Raw genomic sequence first — 19,234 nt, forward strand, 5'->3', positions numbered from 1 at the left:
ACGCCGGGTGAAAACGTTGAATCAGAAGTACTTGAGCCAGGTGATGTCACGACGACGCGCCTTGAGCCGGGCGAACCATTGCACCGGCAGGTACAGCACCACTGCCAGCAGCACCGCACTCAGCCACACAGCGCCGATGCCATCGAAGCCGAAGTAGGCCCCGTGATTCAGGCCGAACAGGGCGACGCTGGCCAGGTACAGCAGCTTGAGCACGTACAGGTGCAGCAGGTAGAAGAACATCGGTGCCGCGCCAAATACCGCCAGGGCGCTGATCCAGCGAGCCTGCCCTGCGCGTTCGAAGGCGCGCAGCAACAGCAGGCCACAGCCCAGGGTCAGGGTGAGGAACAGCAGCGAAGGCGGGTATTTGGTGATATTGAAAAAGCTCATCAGCGTCTGCGTGAATGTCGGGTAGCCGCTCCACGGCGCTTCGCCGTAGCCGTTGAGCATGCGCAGCACGACGAAGCCCAGCAACGCGATCACGCCGGCCAGCAGCAGTCGATTCTGGCGTTTTTGCGCATCCTTGCCACGGGCAAACCATGGGCCAAGGCCATAGCCCAGGGCGATCACGCCAATCCAAGGCAGCACCGGGTAGGAAGTACGCAGGCGCAGGCTATCGGAAAATTCCAGCCAACCCCGATCATGCAAAATCGCCCACGGTACATGCATGGCCGACTCCACGCCGAAGTGCAGGCCATCGAGCAGGTTGTGGCCAGCGATGATCACGGCACCGACGGCCAGCAGAACAGGGCGCGGCAGCCACACCAGCAGCGACAGGGCGATCATGCTGACGCCGATGGCCCAGATCACCTGCAGGTAGATCACGCTGGGCGGCAGCTGGAAGGTCCAGGCGAAGTTGACCAGGGTGAGCTCCAGCACCACCAGGAACAGGCCGCGCTTGAACAGGAACGCCGAAACATCGCTGCGGCCCTGGTACTTCTCGCCGTACAGCCAGGCCGACAGGCCCGTGAGCAGCACGAACACCGGCGCGCACAGGTGGGCCAGGGTGCGGCTGGCGAACAGCGTCGGGTCGGTGGCGTCGATGGTCATCGGGTCGCTGACCTGGCGGTGGAGGAAGAACGTCTCGCGGACGTGGTCGAGCAGCATGAAGAGGATTACCAGACCGCGTAGGGCGTCGATGCTCTGTAGGCGCTGGGTGAGCAGGGTGGGGGTGGCGCTTGTCATGGAGAGTCGCAGGCAGGAATGAATGTCAAATGAAACGTTATCTTATAACTATTTCATTTGAGTAGAAAGGTGTTTTTGTGTTGTTCATACCGGCCCTTTCGCGGGCAAGCCCGCTCCCACAGGTGCATCACTGATCGCGAGACAGCGGAGATCCTGTGGGAGCGGGCTTGCCCGCGAAGAGGCCGGTAAAGCCGACTCACATCAGAAGCTGTAATCCACCGTCGCAAAGTACGACCGCGGCACACCCATGATCCACTGCGTACCACTGAACGCCGACGCCACATACTCCCGGTCGAACAGGTTGTTCACCTGCAACCCCAAGCGCACATCCGGCAGCACCTGCCAGCCGATATTGGCATCGACCACGGTATACCCCGGCGCGCTCTGGGTGTTGGCCGTGTTGGCATAACGCTCGTCCACATAGCGCGCGCCAATACCGGCCTCGACCTGCTGGCCGAAGCCCTTGCTTAGCCACAGGTTGGCAGTGCGCCGTGGCACGTTAGCCGGGCGGTTGCCGGCGCGGTCCTGGGGCACGCCGCCGACCAGCTCGTCGAAGTCATCGTACTTGGCGCGCACCAGCGAGGCATTGGCTGACACTTGCCACTGCTGCGGCAAGGCCAGCTCCAGGGTCGCCTCCAGGCCATCGGAAGTCTGCTGCCCGGCCTGCTGTTTTTCATGGGTCAGCGGGTCATCCACCAGCAGCTTTTTCTTGACGATGTGGAAGGCGGCCAGTGTCCACTCGCCTCGACCGTCCCAGAAGCGCTGCTTGAGGCCCAGTTCGGTCTGCTTCGACTCGGTCAGGTCGTAGTTCATCTGCGTCGGGCTGAGGCTGACCAGGTTGTTCACCCCGTCCTCGCTCGTTGAGTACTGGCCGTACAGCGACAGGTTGTCGGTGGCGGCGAACACCAGCCCGGCGCGCCAGTTGCCGCCGTTCAGGCTGCGGTCGCTGCGGGTATCGTTGGTGAGATTGTCGCGGTCGATGTGGTTCTGGTCGCGCCGCACGCCGGTCACCAACGACAGGCGCTCGGTCAGTTGCAGGCGGTTCTCGGCGAACAGGGCGAAGGTGTGGGTGGTGGACAGGGTTTGCGGACGGGTCGGCGAGTCGCTGTGGAAGTACCCCGGCGCCGGCTGCCACGGGTCGATGTAGTCGCCGCCCACATCGTTGTACGGCGAGTTGCTGTCGACGTTGAAGCGCACCTTGTTGTACTCGGCGCCGACCACGGTCTTGCTCGCCAGGCCGAACAGCGAATGGTCGAAGGTGAAAGTCTGGCGGTCGCCGATCTGTTCCTGGTTGTGCTTGATCTCCAGGTAGCTCTGGCGCAGCAGCTGCTCACGGTCGGCGTCCCAGCTGTAGTCCTCGGCGTTGCGCCAGTGGCGGCGGCTCTTGATGTAGTAGAGCTGGTTGCTGGCGCTGAGCTGGTCGTTGATCGTCCAACCGGTGGTGAAGCGGGTCCACTCGTCGTGGTAGCGCTGCTGGTCATTCTGGATGTTGTAGTTCTTCTTGCGCAGGCTGCTGCGGTAGTGGCCGTCGATCAGCGGCGTGCCGTAGTAGTTGGCGGGCTCGGCGTCGCCACGCTCATGGGCCAGGGTGAAGCTCAGGTCGTCGCTGGCGTCGAAACGCAGCGCGGCGCTGAGGGCCAGGCTGCGCGAGTCGGTGCGGTCGACCCAGCCGTTGCCGGCCTGCTGGTTGAGGGTCAGGCGGTAGCTCAGGCGCTCGCTGAGGCTGCCGCCGCTGTCCAGGCCCAGTTGCTGGCGGTCCCAGGAGCCGTAGCCCAGGCGCACGTGGTTGCGGATGTCGCCGCTGAAGGGCTTCTTCGGGATCACGTTGATGACCGCACCGGTGGCGCCTTCGCCATACAGCACCGAGGCTGGGCCGCGGATCACATCGATGCGCTCGACCATCCACGGGTCGACCGGAAAGGTCTGGGTGCCGGCACCGGTATACAGGCGTGCGCCGTCGAACAGCGTCATCACCGAGCCGTGGCCGGTAAAGCCACGGGCCGACAAGCCGGTGCCGCCATCGCCGGGGCTGCCGACGAAGGTGATGCCCGGCGAGCGGGTCACGGCGTCCTGCACGGTAAGGTTGTTGCGTTGCTGGATCTCTTCGGCGGTGATGTTGCTGGTGCTGGCCGGGGTTTCCAGGGCGCTGAGGTTCAGCCGTGAGCCGGCCTGGGTCGGCGTGGCAAGGTCGACGTGCTGCTCATCGTGGGTGTCGGTGATGGCCGTGGAGGGTAGTGCCAGGACGGCGTTGTCGTGGTCATCGGCCAGGGCTGGCAGGGCGACGGCCAGGCAGGCCGCCAGCGGGTGAAGCTTGAAGAAACGGGACATGTCTTTCCACTGACTGCAGGAATGAATGGATCCCGGTGGAAAACACGCAAAGGCACAACCGCGCACGCAGGCGCGCACGCAGATACCGGCCTGCGCCCGCCCACCGCGGGTTGCCAAGTGAAGCTTCAGGCCGGTCTCCGGGCTTGCGAGGGTCATGACGCCTTCACCTTCCCATGCATGCGCACAGTGGTGTGTCGAAGGCCTCACTCGCTTACCGTTGCGGGGGCAGCGCCGGACTTGTCGTGGACCACGACGCACCGGCTTCCCGTTTCACCCTGCGCACGGCGGCGCAGGACACCTGAAACTGGCGCGCATCTGACCACTGGTCGGGGCGCGCGTCAATCATTTACCTGCCGTGGTGATCAGTGCGCCCCGGCCGACTTGCTCAGGTCGCTTTCGGCCCATTCGGTGTAGATGCAGGCATCGGCCACCGCCCAGCGCACCTTCACGGTATCGCCCGGTTGCATTGGCATGCCAGCAGCCGACAGCGCCTTCACCGTCAGTTCGGTGCCGCCCGGGGTCATCACATGGCAGGTCTGGCTTTCGCCGAGGAACAGTACTTCGCCGACTTTTGCATCGACCTCGTTCCAGCCTGCGGGCAACGGTTCGCGCGCAGCCTGCTCGGTGGTCAGGGCCAGGGCCTTTTCCGGACGCACCATGATCAGCGCATCCTGCCCGGCCGCCAGGCCAGGGGTCAGGCGGATCGCCACCGGTTGGCCTTCGAAACTGCCTGCACCATGGCTGCTGGCCTTGATACGCAGGAAGTTCGAGTTGCCCAGGAATGAGGCGACGAAGGCGTTCGGTGGGTTCTGGTACAGATCGTAACCGGTGCCCAGGCCGACGATCTTGCCGTGGCTGAAGATCGCGATGCGCTGGGACAGGCGCATGGCTTCTTCCTGGTCGTGGGTCACGTAGACGATGGTGATGCCCAGCCGGCGGTGCAGCTGGCGCAGTTCGTCCTGCAGGTCTTCGCGCAGTTTCTTGTCCAGTGCGCCGAGCGGCTCGTCCATCAGCAGGATGCGCGGCTCGTACACCAGCGCACGGGCAATCGCCACGCGCTGCTGTTGGCCACCGGACATCTGCGAGGGCTTGCGATGGGCGAATTTCTCCAGTTGCACCAGCTTGAGCATGGCGTCGACCCGCTTGTTGATCTCGGCAGCGCCGAGCTTGCGGATGGCCAACGGGAAGGCGATGTTGTCGCGCACGTTCAGGTGCGGGAACAGCGAGTAGCGCTGGAACACCATGCCGATGTCACGCTTGTGCGGTGGCACGTTCACCAGCGACTGGCCGTCGACCAGGATCTCGCCGCTGCTGGGCGTTTCGAAACCGGCCAGCATCGACAGGGTGGTGGACTTGCCCGAGCCGCTGGAGCCAAGGAAAGTGAGGAACTCGCCGTCCTGGATCTCAAGGTCGAGGTTGTCCACGGCGGTGAAGTCGCCGTAATGCTTGTTCAGGCCGCGCAGGCTGACCAGGGTCTTGTTGTGCGCGTTGTCTTTGATCACTGCACTCATTGTTGTTTTCTCCGCGCAATCAAGCGTTGACTTCGGTGCGCCGGCGCAAGGCGGCGGCGATGACCATGACCAACAGCGACAGGCCGATCAGCAGCGTCGAGGCGACGGCGATCACCGGGCTCAGGTCCTGGCGCAAGGTGGTCCACATTTTCACGGGCAGGGTCTGCAGATCGGGGCTGGCCATCATCACGCTGAGCACCACTTCGTCCCACGACACCAGGAAGGCGAACAGACCGCCGGCGATCATCCCCGGGCGAATCGCCGGGAAGGTCACCTTGAAGATCGCCTGCAGGCGCGAGGCCCCGCAAATCACGGCGGCATCTTCGATCGACTGGTCGAACAGTTTCAGCGAGTTGATGATCGAGATGATGGTGAAGGGCAGGGCGACGATCACATGGCTGACCACGAAGGCGAACAGCGTGCCGGTGTAGCCCAGCTTGAGGAACAGTGCGTACACCGCCACGGCGATAATCACCAGCGGCACGATCATCGGCATGGTGAACAGCCCGTAGAGCATCTCGCGGCCGGGGAAACGGCCACGCACCAGGGCAAATGCGGTAGGCAGGCCCAGCAGCACGGCGGCGATGGTCGTCAGCACAGCCACCTTGAGGCTGGCCAGCGCAGCATCCATCCACTCCGGGTTGGCGAAGAACTGCACATACCACTTGAAGGTCCAGCCCGGAGGCGGGAACACCAGCCACTGCGACGAGCCGAACGACAGCAGGATGATGAACACCACCGGCAGCAGCAGGAACGCCGCGATGACCCCGGTGGTCAGGTACAGGCCCGTGCGCAGCGGGCGGCCCATGGCATTGGGAGACAGAAGCATGGCGGATTACCTCGCGTTGCCGACCGGGGATTCCGGCTGCAGCTTCAGGTACAGGTAGAAGAGCACCAGGGTGATCACCACCAGCAGTGCGGCGGCGGCGCTGGCCAGGCCCCAGTTGAGGAACGACTGCACCTGCTGGATGATGAATTCGGGCAGCATCATGTTCTGCGCACCGCCGAGCAGGGCGGGGGTGACGTAGTAACCGAGCGACATCACGAACACCATCAGCGCGCCGGAGAACAGGCCCGAGCGGCACAGTGGCAGGAACACCTTCCAGAAGTTGGTCCAGGGGCTGGCGCCGCAGATCGAGCCGGCCTGCAGCACCATCGGGTCGATGGCGTGCATGGTCGCCTGCAGCGGCAGCACGATGAACGGGATCATGATGTAGCTCATGCCGATCACCACGCCGGTCAGGTTGTGCACCATTTCCAGCGGCGCATCGATGATGCCCATGGCCATCAACGCCTTGTTGATCACCCCCGAGCTCTGCAGCAGTACCAGCCACGAGTAGGTGCGCGCCAGCAGGCTGGTCCACATCGACAGCAGCACGATGTTCAGCAACCAGCGGCCCCAGCCGTTGGGCACCAAGGTGATCGCCCAGGCCAGCGGGAAGCCCAGCAGCACGCTGATCAGGGTGACCACGCCGGCCACCGAGAAGGTGTTGAACAGCACCCGTGCATAGGCCGAGTTGGCGAACAGCTGCTCGTAGTTGCCCAGCCCCGGCACGGGTTCCAGCACCCCGCGCAGCAGCAGGCCGATCAGCGGGGCGAAGAAGAACAGGCCAAGGAACAGCAAGGCCGGCAGCAGGTTACGGCTGCCTTTCCAGCGCCGGCTCATGGGTTCGCGCCGGGGTGCGGTTTGCGGGGCGCCGGTGCCCGTGGGGGCACCTTGCGCATTGTGCAGGGCGTTGATGGCGACTTTCATTTGACCAACCACTCATTCCAGCGCGCAGCGATGGCTTGGCCGTTCTTGGCCCAGTAGGCGAAGTCCAGCGTGACCTGGTCCTGGGCGTAGGCGGTCGGCAGGTTCTGCGCCAGGTCCTTGTCGAGCTTGGCGACGCTGTCGACGTTGACCGGGGCGTAGGCGGTCTTGTTGGCGAACTCGGCCTGGCCCTCGGCGCTGCTGGCGTTGGCCAGGAACTTCATGGCCGCGTCCTTGTTCTTGGCGCCTTTGGGGATGACCAGGAAGTCGGCCATGACCAGATTCTGCTTCCAGCTCACGCCCACCGGCGCGCCGTCTTGCTGCAGGGCGTAGACGCGGCCGTTCCAGAACTGCCCAAGCGAGGCTTCACCGGAGGCCAGCAGTTGCTGCGACTGAGCGCCACCGCCCCACCAGACGATGTCCTTCTTGATGGTGTCGAGCTTCTTGAAGGCGCGGTCCAGGTCCAGCGGGTAGAGCTTGTCGGGCGCGACGCCGTCGGCCAGCAGGGCCAGCTCCAGCACGCCGGGGCTTGGCCATTTGTACAGGGCGCGTTTGCCGGGGTAGGTCTTGGTGTCGAACAGCGCGGTCCAGTCCACCGGCTTGTTGGCGCCGAGCTTGCCTTCGTTGTAGCCGAGCACGAACGAGAAGAAGAACGAGCCGACGCCGTGGTCGCTGACGAAGCGTGGGTCGATCTTGTCGCGTTTGATCTGGTTGAAATCGAGGGGTTCGAGCAGGCCTTCGCTGGCGGCACGCAGGGCGAAATCGGCTTCCACGTCGACCACGTCCCATTGCACGTTGCCGCTCTCGACCATGGCCTTGAGCTTGCCGTAGTCGGTCGGGCCGTCCTGGACGACTTTGATGTCGGTCGATTTGCTGAAGGGTACGGCCCATGCCTCTTTCTGGGCGTCCTGGGTGGTCCCACCCCAGCTGACGAAATTCAGGCTGTCGGCGGCCTGCACGGCCTGACATGCCAGGGTCAGCAGGCTGGCGGACAGCACTGCGGTTACACGTTTGCTCAACAGCATGGTTACGCCCTCGTTGCTTTTGTTATTCGAGGCGGGGCTTTTGGGTGCGCCCGCCAACAGTATTCGGGGAGCAGCTAAAACAAAGTGTCAGTGGCCGTTTTGAGTGTAGGCGGCGGCCTGCGATTTTAAGGTCTACGGGATATCATATTATGGTATTCCAAGCTTTTGGCAAGAGGATAAGGCGACCGGCCATCACTAATCTCTCGACCCTGCTTGGCACACTGTGGGAGCGGGCTTGCCCCGCGAAGGCGTCGGTGGATTCACTGCCGCCTTCGCGGGGCAAGCCCGTTCCCACAAGTGCCCGCTTCAGCTCAACATCCCGGGCTCGAACGGGATGCTTTGCACCACCTCCAGCTCATATCCCGCCAACCCCGCATACTTGAGCGGCGGCCCCAGGTGACGCAGCTTGCCCACGCCCAGGTCTTGAAGAATCTGCGCGCCGGTACCGACCTCCGAGTACACCTTCGACTGCCCGCGCTGGTAAGGCCGCACGGGCTGAGTCAGCTGCGGCACCCGCTCCAGCAGTGCCTGAGACGATTCGTGGTTGGCCAAAATGACCACCACCCCGGCGCCTTCCTCGGCAACCCGCTGCAGCGCCGCCCACAGCGTCCAGTTGGCCGGCCCGGCATATTCAGCGCCGACCAGGTCGCGCAGGGGGTCGATCACATGCACGCGCACCAGGGTGGGGTGCTCGCGGCGGATATCGCCCATGACCATGGCCATGTGCACACCGCCTTCGATACGGTCCTCATAGGTGACCAGGCGGAAGCTGCCATGCACCGTCGGCAGCTCGCGTTCGCCGATGCGCTTGATGGTCTGCTCGGTGCTCAGGCGATAGTGGATCAGGTCGGCGATGGTGCCGATCTTGATGCCGTGGGCGGCGGCGAACACTTCCAGGTCCGGGCGGCGGGCCATGGTGCCGTCGTCGTTGAGCACCTCGACGATCACCGAGGCTGGGGCGAAACCGGCCAGGCGCGCCAGATCGCAACCCGCTTCGGTGTGGCCGGCGCGGGTCAGCACACCGCCTTCGCGGGCGCGCAGGGGGAAGATATGGCCTGGCTGTACCAGGTCTTCGGGGCGCGCGTCAGCCGCCATCGCCGCCGCCACGGTGCGCGCCCGGTCGGCAGCGGAAATGCCGGTGGTGACGCCAGTGGCGGCCTCGATCGACACGGTGAAGGCGGTGCTGAACACGCTGCCGTTGGCCGGTACCATCTGCTCCAGGCCCAGGCGCTGACAGTGCTCGTCTGTCAGGGTCAGGCAGATCAGGCCGCGCGCTTCGCGGGCCATGAAGTTGATGGCCTGGGCGTCACAGCGCTCGGCGGCGATCAGCAGGTCGCCTTCGTTTTCCCGATCTTCGTCGTCCACCAACAGGACCATCTTGCCTTGCCGGTAGTCCTCGAGGAGTTCTTCGATGCTGTTGAAGGCCATGTTGCACGCTCACTGTGATGGGGTGATTATTATGGTATACCATCATACATAAATAATTCGGCAACAGGAGAGCAGCGGATGAAAGCGTATTGGATCGCCCACGTCGACGTGACCGACCCGGAGCAATATCAGCAGTACACCCAGCGGGCGCCTGCTGCCTTCGTGGCATTTGGCGGGCGCTTACTGGCGCGGGGCGGAAGGAGCGAGGCGATGGAGGGGCGGCCGACGCCGCAACGCAGCGTGGTGATCGAGTTCGAATCGTATGAGCAGGCGGTGGCCTGCTATCGGTCCGATCTGTACCAGGAGGCGTGCAGCCATCGCCAGGGTGTGGCGAAGGCTGAGGTCATCATTGTTGAAGGGTTCGAGCCCTGAGCTGATCAATACCGGCCCTTTCGCGGGGCAAGCCCGCTCCCACAGGATCTCCACTTGCTCGAAGGCTGTGGTGAACCTGTGGGAGCGGGCTTGCCCCGCGAAGGGGCCAGTCCTGCTTATGGCATCCCCGGCAACTCATGCGGCCGCAGATCAAACACCAGCACCTCCGCATCCAAGCCATTGCTCAACTCCAGAAGCTGCTCCTGCCGCACCCGCACACCATCACCCTCATTCAGCACCTGCCCATTGAGCTCGATACTGCCCCGCGCCACATGCACATAACCGTGGCGGTTCTCCGGCAAGGTCAGCCTCGCCCGCTCCGCGCCGTCGAACAGCCCGGCGTACACCCGCGCGTTCTGCCGTACCTGCAACGACCCCTCAGCGCCATCCGGGGAAATGATCAGCCGCAACTTGCCACGCTTCTCCTCGGCACGGAAGTGCTGCTGCTGATAACGCGGCGTAGCGCCCTTCACGTTAGGCACGATCCAGATCTGCAGAAAATGCACCGGCTGCGCCTGGCTGTGGTTGAACTCGCTGTGCGCCACACCGTGTCCGGCACTCATCAGTTGCACCTCGCCAGGGCGGATCACCGAGCCTGTGCCCAGGGTGTCCTTGTGCTCCAGCGCGCCTTCGAGCACGTAGGAGAAGATTTCCATGTCCCGGTGCGGGTGTTCGCCGAAGCCCTTGCCGGCGATGACCCGGTCGTCGTTGATTACCAGCAGGTCGGAGAAACCCTGCTCGTCGGGGTTGCGGTAATGGCCGAAGGAAAAGGTGTGGAAGGATTTCAGCCAGCCGTGGAAGGCCAGGCCGCGATCTTGGGCGTTACGAACAGTGAGCATGACGGATCTCCCGAGCCGGCAGGGCATCTGAGCCCTGCCATACAGTTGGAAAAGGTTACTGAAGGTGCACTTTCAGTTCAGTGCCTGCTTGACGCAGGGCCGTTTGCACTTCCGGCACTTGGTGGAGAGGGTTCAGCAACCCATAGTCATGGATCATTCCGTTGTAGCGCACTGACGTTACCTTTACGCCAGCCGCATTCAGCTTGCGTGCATACGCTTCACCCTCGTCCCGCAGCACATCAAACTCGGCGGTCTGTACCAGCGCCGGAGGCAGGCCCTTGAGCTGTTCACTGCTGGCGCGCAGCGGCGAGGCGTAGATCTGTTCCCGTGCCTTGGCATCGGTGGTGTAGTTGTCCCAGAACCACTTCATCATGCCAGTGGTGAGGAAGTGCCCCTCGGCGAACTGTTTGTACGATCCGGTCTCGAAGCTGGCATCGGTCACAGGCCACAGCAGCAGCTGGAAACGCAGCTTCGGCGTGCCGGCTTCTTTGGCTTTAAGTGCGACCACCGCCGCCATGTTGCCGCCGACGCTGTTGCCGGCCACGGCCAGGCGCTTGCCGTCCACGCCGATTTCCTTGCCATGCTCGGCCACCCAGCGGGTCGCGGCGTAGGCCTGGTTGATCGCGGTGGGGTAGTGCGCTTCGGGCGATGGCGTGTAGTCCACGTAGACCGCCACCGCGCCGGAGCCCACCACCAGATCGCGGATCAGCCGCTGATGCGTCGGGAAGTCGCCCAGCACCCAGCCGCCGCCGTGGAAGAACATGAACACCGGCAACTCACCTTTGACGTTGGCTGGGCGCACCACCTGCAGCTTGATCGACTGGCCTTCGGCCTGGATGGTGCGTTCCTTCACCTCGATGCCGGACAGGTCGACCTTGACCGAGGCCTGAGCACCGGTCAGCACGGCGCGGGCGTCTTTCGGGCTGAGCTGTTCCAAAGGTTTGCCGCCGCCTTTTTCCAGGGCTTCGAGGAAGGCCTGGGTGTGCTGTTCGACGCCTGGGCTGCCAGCGGCGAAGGCGCTGGACACGGACAGGGCGAGGAGGGAGGCGGTGAGGGTCTTGTGGACAATGTTCATGAGCGAATCCTTTTCTGTGCAAGTGTGGGTAATGGGCGTCTTGCCTGGCCTTCAGGGCCATCGCTGCGACCTGTGTGTAGATTAAGCAGATGCACTGGCGGGAAAAAGCGGCTATAAAGCGTTTGACTGTCACCAAGAGCGAGACAATGAACCCGTACGAAGACATGCGCATCTTTGCCCAGGTCATGGAAGCCGGTAGTTTCACCGCCGCCGCCGACCGCCTGGGCATGTCCAAGCAATCGGTCAGCCGGCGCCTGATGCAGCTCGAAGAGCGCCTCGGGGTGCGCCTGCTCAACCGCTCCACGCGGCGCCTGGACGCCACGCCGCTGGGCCAGCATTACTATCAGTCGGCGCTGCGCCTGCTGGGCGAGGTGCATCAGGTAGAGCATGACATCAGCGGCCAGACCCAGGCGTTGCGCGGAACCTTGCGCCTGAGTGCGCCACTGTCGTTCGCCATATCGCACCTGGGCTGCCTGTTGACCGAGTTCCTGCACCTGCATCCGCAGGTGGATGTGGAGGTGGACCTCAGCGACCGCGCCGTGGACCTGATCGGCGAAGGCTATGACCTGGCCCTGCGCATTGGTGCGCTGGAGGATTCCAGCTTGATCGCGCGGCGGATTGCCAGCGTCGAACGGGTGTATTGCGCCAGCCCTGGGTATCTTGAGGCGCGTGGTGTGCCGCAGCGCCCAGACGCACTGGCAGAGCATGACTGCCTGCCCTATGGGCATTCTCGGCAGGTGCAGTGGCAGTTCAAGAACGGCAACAAGGTGCAGGCCATTGCGGTGACCGGGCGGATGCGCGCCAACAATGGCGAGCTGCTGCGTGATGCGGCGATTGCCGGAATGGGGGTGACCTACCTGCCGACCTTCATAGTAGGCCAGGCGCTGGCAGATGGACGCTTGGTGACGGTGCTGCAGGATTGGACGCCTGCAGCGCTACAGCTGTCGGCGGTGTACCCCCAGCATCGACAAGTGGCCAGGCCGGTGCAGGGTTTTGTCGAATTTCTGCGCGAGCGCTTGGGCCAGCTCTGACTTATGCTTAGCCCATGAGCACAGCACCTTCTCTGCGCCAGCCTTGCCCACCTGGCGCCTGTGACTGCGGCCGCGAACGGCTGGCTGAGCATCCACCAGCGGCGCAGCGAATCCTCTTGCTTACCCGTCAGGAGGAAAAGCGCCTGCTCGAACGTCTGGAAAATCTCAAAGATCTGGAGGATCTGCAGCGTCTGCAAACAAGGATGTACGAGAACCTCGGCATCCGCGTGCACATCGCACCCGGTCACAACGAGGTGCGCACCATGCGTGGTATCGTCATCGAACTCGATGTCCAGCCAGGCTTGTGCCGCAAGACCCGGCAAGCGATTCCGGCGGCCATCCGGCGGGGGCTGGAACGCAATCCGCACGTGGCATTCCGCCTGCTGGATACCCATGACTTGCTGAGGGATGCCTGACGGCTGGGCACACGCGCAATCGCCCCTAATTTTTCCGAAGCTGCCAACGTCTATTTGAAAGCCGCCCTGCGCCATGGGCGTAACGGCATACCTCATTCAAGGAGACAGGCAATGACTTCCGTTTTCGACCGCGACGATATCCAGTTCCAGGTAGTGGTCAACCACGAAGAGCAATATTCCATCTGGCCCGACTACAAGGCGATTCCCAACGGCTGGCGCGCTGTGGGCAAGAGCGGCCTGAAGAAGGACTGCCTGGCATACATCGATGAGGTCTGGACCGACATGCGCCCGCTCAGCCTGCGTCAGAAGATGGCCGACGCTGCCGCACAGTGACCGCGCTCAATCTGCTGTGCCTGCCGTATTCCGGGGCCAGCGCCATGGTCTACAGCCGCTGGCGGCGCAAGCTGCCAGCCTGGCTGCAGGTTCGTCCGGTCGAGTTGCCCGGGCGCGGCGCGCGCATGGGCGAGCCGCTGCAGACCGACATGCAGGCCCTGGCTCGGCAACTGGCGGAAGAGCAGCGCCACGCAGCCACTACGCCGTATGCATTGCTGGGCCATAGCCTGGGCGCGCTGCTGGCCTTCGAGCTCGCCCACGAGTTGCAGGCGCTGGGCTGCCCGCCACCGCTGGCGCTGTTTGCCTGTGGTACCGCAGCGCCTACCCGGCGTGAAGACTATGACGGCAAGAACTGGCGCGACCCCAAGACCGACGACGAGCTGAAGCTTGAGTTGCGCGAGCTCAACGGCACCCCGGAAGAGGTGCTGGCCAATGAAGAGCTGATGAGTCTGACGTTGCCGATTCTGCGTGCCGACTTCCTGCTGTGTGGCCGTTATGCCTATCGCCAACGGCCAGCCTTGGCGTGCCCGCTGCACGTGTTCGGGGGCGAAGACGACCGGGCCAACGAGGGGCAGTTGTTGGCCTGGGGCAAGGAAACCCAGGACGCGTTCACCTTGCGCATGTTCCCTGGCAGCCACTTCTTCATCCATGAGCAGGAGGACCGCGTCCTCGCTGCACTGGCAGAGTCGCTGGAGCCACATCGGCTCTGCGCCTGATTGACGTCACCGCTTGCCTGGGGGAGGCTAGGCCTTTCCCCAGGCAAGAGGCAGACCATGCTGATCGATCCTCACAAGGCCACGCTGCTGGCCGTCGACATCCAGGAAAAACTCATAGGTGCAATGAGCGACCCCGAGGGCACCCGCGCCCGTGCGCGCTGGTTGCTGGCCGCCAGTGCCGAACTGGAGCTGCCGGTGGTGATCTCCGAACAATATCCCAAAGGCTTGGGCCATACCCTGCCTGAACTGATCGCTGCGGCACCGGCGGCCGAGGTGGTGGAAAAGAACCATTTCTCCTGCGTGGCGGCCCGGTGCCTGCCTGCGAGCCTGTTGGCCCGCGAGCAGGTGATCGTCTGCGGCATGGAAACCCACGTCTGCGTGTTGCAGACTGTGCTCGGCCTGCTGGGCCTGGGCAAGCAGGTGTTCGTGGTCGAAGATGCCTGCGACAGCCGTACCCCGGCGAACAAGGCAGCAGGGCTTGCGCGCATGCGCCAGGCCGGTGCGCAAATCGTCACCCGAGAGATGGTCCTGTTCGAATTGATGGGCAGCGCCAGCCATCCACTGTTCCGCCATATCAGCAAGACCTACCTGGTCGGTGACCAACCCTGAACGGTCGGCTACTGGCGACCGGGCTGATGGCCCTGGCACTGTTGCAGGGTTGCGCCGGGCGTCGCGAGGAAGAGCCCGAAGCCGATCCCGCCCAGGTGCGCGCCCAGCTCATGCGCCTGCTGCCGGCCCAGGCCAAGGACCGCGCGGGTTGGGCTAAAGATATCCAGGTGGCGTTCGAAGCCCAGCGCATCACGCCAAGCAAGAGCAACCTGTGTGCGGTGCTGGCGGTGACCGAGCAGGAGTCGACCTTCAATGCCGACCCGCAGGTGCCCAATCTGGGGCGCATCGCCCGCGCCGAGATCGACCGTCGCGCGGCTGGCCTGCATGTTCCGCACCTGCTGGTCGACGGGGCGCTGAATACGCCATCGGGCAACGGCCAGACTTACCAGCATCGGCTGCTCGCGGTGCGCAGCGAAAAGCAGCTGAGCGCGCTGTATGACGAGTTCATCGACCGCCTGCCGCTGGGCAAGACCTTGCTCGGCGGGTTCAACCCGGTGCACACCGGTGGTCCCATGCAGGTCAGCGTCGAGTTTGCCGAGCAACATGCCAAGGACTACCCCTACACCTACGACGGCACAATTCGCCAGGAAGTGTTCAGCCGCCGGGGTGGCATGTACTTCGGCATTGGCCATCTGTTGGGCTACCCCGCGCATTACGAGCGCCAGCTCTACCGTTTTGCTGACTTCAACGCCGGTTGGTACGCCAGCCGTAATGCCGCGTTCCAGGCTGCTTTGAGCGAGGTAACGGGGGTGGCGTTGGCGCTCGATGGCGATCTGATCGCCCCTGGCGCGATCATGCCCGGCGCTACCGAACAGGCGGCGCGCAAGTTAGGGGTGAAGCTGGGGCTGCGCAACCCGCAGATCCGCAGCCAGCTGGCGCTGGGCGACAGCCTGGCGTTCGAGGACAGCAAGCTGTATAGCGGGGTGTTCGCCCTGGCTGATGCGGCGGCGGGTAAACCAGTGGCGCGGGCGCGGCTGCCGGGGATCGAGCTGAAGAGCCCGAAGATTACCCGCAAGCTGACTACGGCGTGGTTTGCGGGGCGGGTGGATGAGCGTTATGAGCGGTGCATGAACCGATAGTTTGCTTTGTCTGTACCGGCCCTTTCGCGGGGCAAGCCCGCTCCCACAAAGTCTGCACCACAGCCGAACCTGTGGGAGCGGGCTTGCCCCGCGAAGAGGCCAGGATAGGCAGCGTCACCCTTTGCTCAATGCCCCAACCACCTGATCGACACTGGCCTTGAGCCCGGCCACGGCATCTTCAGGGTCACTTTCCACTACCAGCAACTTGGCCCCCGAGGCCTTGATCACCTCGGCCACAGCGGCATCGGGCTGGCGATGGTCCAGCACCAGCGCCACATCCTGCTCCTTGAGGTTTTCACCCAGCGCCTTGAGCGCCGCTTCATCCCACTTGCCATCCGCCGGCAGCACCTGCTCCACCACATCCAGGTTCAGGCCACTGGCCAGGTAGCCCAGACGCTCGGACAGGCTGACCACGCTCAGGTTATCGGCCTTGGCCAGCTGGGTCTGGCTGTTGGCCGTCAACTCCAGCAGCTGGCGCTTGAGTCCCGCCAGGTTGCCCTGGATCTTCGCCTTGTCGGCAGGCGCCAGGCGCTCCAGGTCATTGGCCAGCACATCGGCCATACGCCCGAAGTTCGTCGGGTTCAGCCAGGGGTAGGCGGCGTAGGCGTCGTCCCCAGTCACTGCGATGCCTGGCAACGCGCCGTCCACCGGCCTTGCGGCATCGATTTCGACAATACGGATATTGCTGCGCCGAGCCATTGGATACAGCGGATCGTCGCGCCAGATCGAGCGCACACCGATCACCGCATCTGCCTGTTGCGCGGCTTTTGCCAGGCTGGCGCCGCCACGGCTGCTGAAGTAGGCAGGCTGGCGGCTGGCCGGCAAGTTGGCCGGGGCCGCCCGCTTGAGCTCTACCGAGGTGCCATCGAGCAAGGCCGAGGCCAGGCTGTGAGTGACCGGCAGGGTGGTCAGCACTTCGGTGGCGGATGAAAGCGCAGGCAGGCCTGCCAGGGCCAGTGCCAATGTCAGTGGTTTCAGATTCATGCCGGGTTTCCTTGCAGGCGTGGGACGAGGGCGCGGGCCAGGGCGGCGAGGGCGAAGCAGATGCCGGCGACCAGGATGATTGCAGCCCCCGACGGCACCGGCAGGTCGAAGACGATTGGCAGCAGAATGCCCAGCAGCGTGCTCAGCGTGGCGATCAGCACCGAGATGAAGAAAAAGCCCTTGAGCGACTGGCTGACCAGGCGCGCGGCAGCGGCTGGAATCACCAGCAGCGCGCCGACCAGGATGGCCCCGATTACCTTCACCGAGGCTACGGTGACCAAGGTCACGAGCACGACGAACAGGTAGTCGAGCGTCTTTACCGCAACACCTCTTACTGCTGCCAGCTGTGGGTTGAAACTGGCCAGCATGATGCGGTTGTACAGCGGTAGGGCCAGCGCCAGCACCAGCGTGGCGACGACCCCAAGCACCACCAGATCGTGCGCGCTGACGGTCAGCACCGAGCCGAACAGCACGTTTTCGAGAATATGCACGTTGATCTTGCCAGCCAGCATCAGCAGCAGGCTCGCACCGAGTGCCAGCGACACCGACAGGAACACGCCGATCAAGGTATCGGGTGACAGCCCGGTGCGATTGCGCAGGAAGTTGAGCAGGATGCCGAACAGCAGGCAGTAGCCGAACAGGCTGCCATAAGGGCCGGTATAGGGCTCGCCGAGCAGGATACCGATGGCCACACCGGTCAGGGCGGCATGGCCGACCGCTTCGGAAAAGAACGCGAAGCGCTTGACCACCACCAGGGTGCCCAGCCCGCCCAGTACCGGGCCGATCATCAGCCCGGCGATCAGCGCGTTGATCACGAAACCGTAGGCCAGCGCCTCCGGCAGATAGCCAGCGCCGGCCCATTCCTGGACCAGTTGGCGGAATGCTTCATAGCTCATCAGGCGAGGCTCTCGCTGCGCGGGTGGACGGAGAACAGGGTCAGCAGGCGCTCCGGAGTCAGGGCCTGTGCCGGTGGGGCATCGAACAGCACCTGGCGGCTCAGTCCAGTGACCCGATCGGCCAGGCGCAGCACGGCTTGCAGGTCGTGTTCGATCCATAGCACAGTGGTCCCGGCCTGGCGCCAGCCGTGCAGCAGTTGCTCGAATACCTGGATACCGGCTTCGTCGAGCGCCGACATGGGTTCGTCGAGCACCAGTAGTTGAGGCTCAGGGATCAAGCCCTGGGCCAGCAGCACGCGCTGGCGTTCACCGCCGGAGAGTGCGCCCATGCGCCGCTTGCGTTTGTCGAGCATACCGACCCGGGCCAGCGCCGCGTCGATTTCCGGCTGCACGCGGCGCGACAGGCCGAGGAATGCCGGGCGTCGTTGGCACATCGCGGCCATGAAGTCATCCACGGTCATAGGCAGGCCCCGGTCGAACTCCAGCGCCTGCGGTACATAGCCGATCACCTGCTGCTCGCCCGGCCAGTGCAGGGTCAGTTGGCCCTGGTGCGGCATCTGCCCCAGCAGGGTCTTGATCAGCGAGCTCTTGCCGCCACCATTGGGCCCGACGATGGCGTGCACGCTGCCGGCGGCGACGTTGAATTGCACCCCTTCAAGGATGCGCGTGCGGCCAAGCGTCAGGTCGATGCCGGCGAATTCGATGCGCGGGCCGCCGGCCACCACCAGGTTGGCGGCGGCGGTCATGCGCGGTTCTCCTGGATGGCGCGGACCACGGTGTCGAGGTTGCGCTTCATCTCCACTTCGTATTTTTCCTTGGTGTATTCGCCATAGGAAATGTGGGTCAGCGGATACAGGCGCACGCCGGACTCGCGCTGGATGGTTTCGACGTACGCGGACGGGAAGTCCATTTCCGAGAAGATCACCTTGACGTCCAGCGCCTTGAGCTGGTCGATGGTCTTCTTCAGTTGCGCGGGGCTTGGCTCGATACCGTGGGCCGGCTCGACCACCGCCGTCACTTCCAGGCCGAAGTCGCGTACTAGGTAGTCGTAGGCGGCGTGGATGGTGGCGACGCGGAAGTTGGCGCCGGGGGCCTCGGTGACCTTGGCCAGGGCCTCGGCGCGCAGGGTGCGCAGGCGCTTGGCGTAGGCGCGGGCGTTCTGGGTATAGAACTTGGCGTTGTCCGGGTCAAGCTTGCCCAACTCGCGGGCGATGTTGTTGACCTGAGCGATGGTGGTGCTGATCGACAGGAACGTGTGCGGGTTGACCACCTTGCCGGCCCCGCGCGCCGCGATGCCGGTGGCTGCCAGCAGTGGCACGTTCTGGTTGGCTTCGATGGTCTTGATGTCGGGCTTTTCGCTGGCGGCGATCATGCGGTCGGCGAAATCGTCATGGCCGACGCCATTGAGCACCACCACGTCCAGGCTGCCGATGCGCTTGATGTCCTCGGCGCGTGGTTCGTAGGCATGCGGGTTGAAGCCTGCCGGAATCAGCGGCACCACTTCGGCCTTGTCGCCGACGATGTTGGTCACATAGCTGTAATAAGGGTGCAGGGTGATGCCGATGCGCAGCGGTTTGCCGCTGTCGGCCACGGCCAGGGCCGGCAGGGCGAGGGCCAGGAGCAGGGCGAAGGCGGAACGGAACATGGAAAATTTCCTTGG

Annotated in this window: 20 protein-coding genes and 1 riboswitch; of the genes, 7 read left to right on the top strand and 13 right to left on the bottom strand. The window is 64.2% G+C overall.

Annotated features, from left to right (window positions below; all coding sequences use genetic code 11):
* Nucleotides 1–21 precede the first annotated feature (21 nt).
* The 7 genes from ACIPZF_RS19400 to ribBA form a co-directional block, all read right to left on the bottom strand.
* The gene (locus ACIPZF_RS19400; protein WP_400802185.1) at nt 22–1,182 is read right to left on the bottom strand and encodes a DUF1624 domain-containing protein; all 1,161 of its coding nucleotides are present in this window, start codon (nt 1,180–1,182) and stop codon (nt 22–24) included.
* Nucleotides 1,183–1,383: 201 nt separating this feature from the next.
* Nucleotides 1,384–3,510 (bottom strand): TonB-dependent receptor, encoded by a 2,127-nt coding sequence (locus ACIPZF_RS19405; protein ID WP_400802186.1) that lies wholly within the window; start codon nt 3,508–3,510, stop codon nt 1,384–1,386.
* Between the two features lie 110 nt (nt 3,511–3,620).
* Nucleotides 3,621–3,827: riboswitch (cobalamin riboswitch) on the bottom strand.
* Nucleotides 3,828–3,872: 45 nt separating this feature from the next.
* Nucleotides 3,873–5,021, bottom strand: coding sequence for an ABC transporter ATP-binding protein (locus ACIPZF_RS19410; protein WP_400802188.1), 1,149 nt, complete (start codon nt 5,019–5,021; stop codon nt 3,873–3,875).
* A gap of 19 nt (nt 5,022–5,040) precedes the next feature.
* On the bottom strand, nt 5,041–5,850 hold the full coding sequence (locus tag ACIPZF_RS19415; RefSeq protein ID WP_387528195.1) for an ABC transporter permease: 810 nt from the start codon (nt 5,848–5,850) through the stop codon (nt 5,041–5,043).
* Nucleotides 5,851–5,856: 6 nt separating this feature from the next.
* Nucleotides 5,857–6,774 carry an ABC transporter permease gene (locus ACIPZF_RS19420; protein WP_400802190.1) on the bottom strand — a complete coding sequence of 306 codons (918 nt, stop codon included), beginning with the start codon at nt 6,772–6,774 and terminating at the stop codon, nt 5,857–5,859.
* Entirely contained in the window at nt 6,771–7,796 is a 1,026-nt protein-coding gene (locus tag ACIPZF_RS19425; protein ID WP_400802192.1) for an ABC transporter substrate-binding protein, read from the bottom strand. Before ACIPZF_RS19425 ends, ACIPZF_RS19420 begins: the two co-directional genes overlap by 4 nt.
* Before the next feature lie 306 nt (nt 7,797–8,102).
* On the bottom strand, nt 8,103–9,224 hold the full coding sequence (gene ribBA / locus ACIPZF_RS19430; RefSeq protein ID WP_400802194.1) for a bifunctional 3,4-dihydroxy-2-butanone-4-phosphate synthase/GTP cyclohydrolase II: 1,122 nt from the start codon (nt 9,222–9,224) through the stop codon (nt 8,103–8,105).
* Nucleotides 9,225–9,302: 78 nt separating this feature from the next.
* Between ribBA and ACIPZF_RS19435 the strand changes: the two genes are divergently transcribed.
* The gene (locus ACIPZF_RS19435; protein WP_400802195.1) at nt 9,303–9,596 is read left to right on the top strand and encodes a DUF1330 domain-containing protein; all 294 of its coding nucleotides are present in this window, start codon (nt 9,303–9,305) and stop codon (nt 9,594–9,596) included.
* Between the two features lie 116 nt (nt 9,597–9,712).
* On the opposite strand, the gene ACIPZF_RS19440 is transcribed toward ACIPZF_RS19435, so the two are convergent.
* Together ACIPZF_RS19440 and ACIPZF_RS19445 are read right to left on the bottom strand one after the other, a co-directional pair.
* Nucleotides 9,713–10,435: a pirin family protein gene (locus ACIPZF_RS19440; protein ID WP_400802197.1), complete on the bottom strand. Its 723-nt coding sequence runs from the start codon at nt 10,433–10,435 to the stop codon at nt 9,713–9,715.
* 55 nt (nt 10,436–10,490) lie between these two features.
* On the bottom strand, nt 10,491–11,510 hold the full coding sequence (locus ACIPZF_RS19445; RefSeq protein ID WP_400802198.1) for an alpha/beta hydrolase: 1,020 nt from the start codon (nt 11,508–11,510) through the stop codon (nt 10,491–10,493).
* Between the two features lie 146 nt (nt 11,511–11,656).
* On the opposite strand from ACIPZF_RS19445, the gene ACIPZF_RS19450 reads away from it, so the two are divergent.
* From ACIPZF_RS19450 to ACIPZF_RS19475, 6 genes are all read left to right on the top strand, one after another.
* Complete coding sequence (locus ACIPZF_RS19450) at nt 11,657–12,541, top strand: LysR family transcriptional regulator (protein WP_400802199.1); 885 nt, start codon at nt 11,657–11,659, stop codon at nt 12,539–12,541.
* Between the two features lie 14 nt (nt 12,542–12,555).
* The gene (locus ACIPZF_RS19455; RefSeq protein ID WP_400802200.1) at nt 12,556–12,957 is read left to right on the top strand and encodes a hypothetical protein; all 402 of its coding nucleotides are present in this window, start codon (nt 12,556–12,558) and stop codon (nt 12,955–12,957) included.
* A gap of 111 nt (nt 12,958–13,068) precedes the next feature.
* Nucleotides 13,069–13,290, top strand: a complete 222-nt coding sequence (locus ACIPZF_RS19460) for an MbtH family protein (protein ID WP_012313972.1) — start codon at nt 13,069–13,071, stop codon at nt 13,288–13,290.
* Entirely contained in the window at nt 13,287–14,006 is a 720-nt protein-coding gene (locus ACIPZF_RS19465; protein ID WP_400802201.1) for a thioesterase II family protein, read from the top strand. Before ACIPZF_RS19460 ends, ACIPZF_RS19465 begins: the two co-directional genes overlap by 4 nt.
* Nucleotides 14,007–14,063: 57 nt before the next feature.
* The gene (locus ACIPZF_RS19470) at nt 14,064–14,615 is read left to right on the top strand and encodes a hydrolase (RefSeq protein WP_400802203.1); all 552 of its coding nucleotides are present in this window, start codon (nt 14,064–14,066) and stop codon (nt 14,613–14,615) included.
* Nucleotides 14,616–14,641: 26 nt separating this feature from the next.
* Nucleotides 14,642–15,694 (top strand): DUF1615 domain-containing protein, encoded by a 1,053-nt coding sequence (locus ACIPZF_RS19475; RefSeq protein WP_400802204.1) that lies wholly within the window; start codon nt 14,642–14,644, stop codon nt 15,692–15,694.
* A gap of 114 nt (nt 15,695–15,808) precedes the next feature.
* Here ACIPZF_RS19475 and ACIPZF_RS19480 read toward each other — a convergent pair whose 3' ends face one another.
* The 4 genes from ACIPZF_RS19480 to ACIPZF_RS19495 are packed head-to-tail and all read right to left on the bottom strand — an operon-like array spanning nt 15,809 to nt 19,219.
* Nucleotides 15,809–16,678 (bottom strand): metal ABC transporter solute-binding protein, Zn/Mn family, encoded by an 870-nt coding sequence (locus tag ACIPZF_RS19480; RefSeq protein ID WP_400802205.1) that lies wholly within the window; start codon nt 16,676–16,678, stop codon nt 15,809–15,811.
* Nucleotides 16,675–17,574, bottom strand: coding sequence for a metal ABC transporter permease (locus ACIPZF_RS19485; RefSeq protein ID WP_400802207.1), 900 nt, complete (start codon nt 17,572–17,574; stop codon nt 16,675–16,677). Before ACIPZF_RS19485 ends, ACIPZF_RS19480 begins: the two co-directional genes overlap by 4 nt.
* Nucleotides 17,574–18,320, bottom strand: coding sequence for a metal ABC transporter ATP-binding protein (locus tag ACIPZF_RS19490; RefSeq protein ID WP_400802209.1), 747 nt, complete (start codon nt 18,318–18,320; stop codon nt 17,574–17,576). The genes ACIPZF_RS19485 and ACIPZF_RS19490 overlap by 1 nt, the downstream gene beginning before the upstream one ends.
* On the bottom strand, nt 18,317–19,219 hold the full coding sequence (locus ACIPZF_RS19495) for a metal ABC transporter substrate-binding protein (RefSeq protein ID WP_400802211.1): 903 nt from the start codon (nt 19,217–19,219) through the stop codon (nt 18,317–18,319). The genes ACIPZF_RS19490 and ACIPZF_RS19495 overlap by 4 nt, the downstream gene beginning before the upstream one ends.
* Between the last annotated feature and the right edge of the window lie 15 nt (nt 19,220–19,234).

The sequence above is a fragment of the Pseudomonas sp. NPDC089752 genome (assembly GCF_044748725.1).
Lineage (GTDB): Bacteria > Pseudomonadota > Gammaproteobacteria > Pseudomonadales > Pseudomonadaceae > Aquipseudomonas.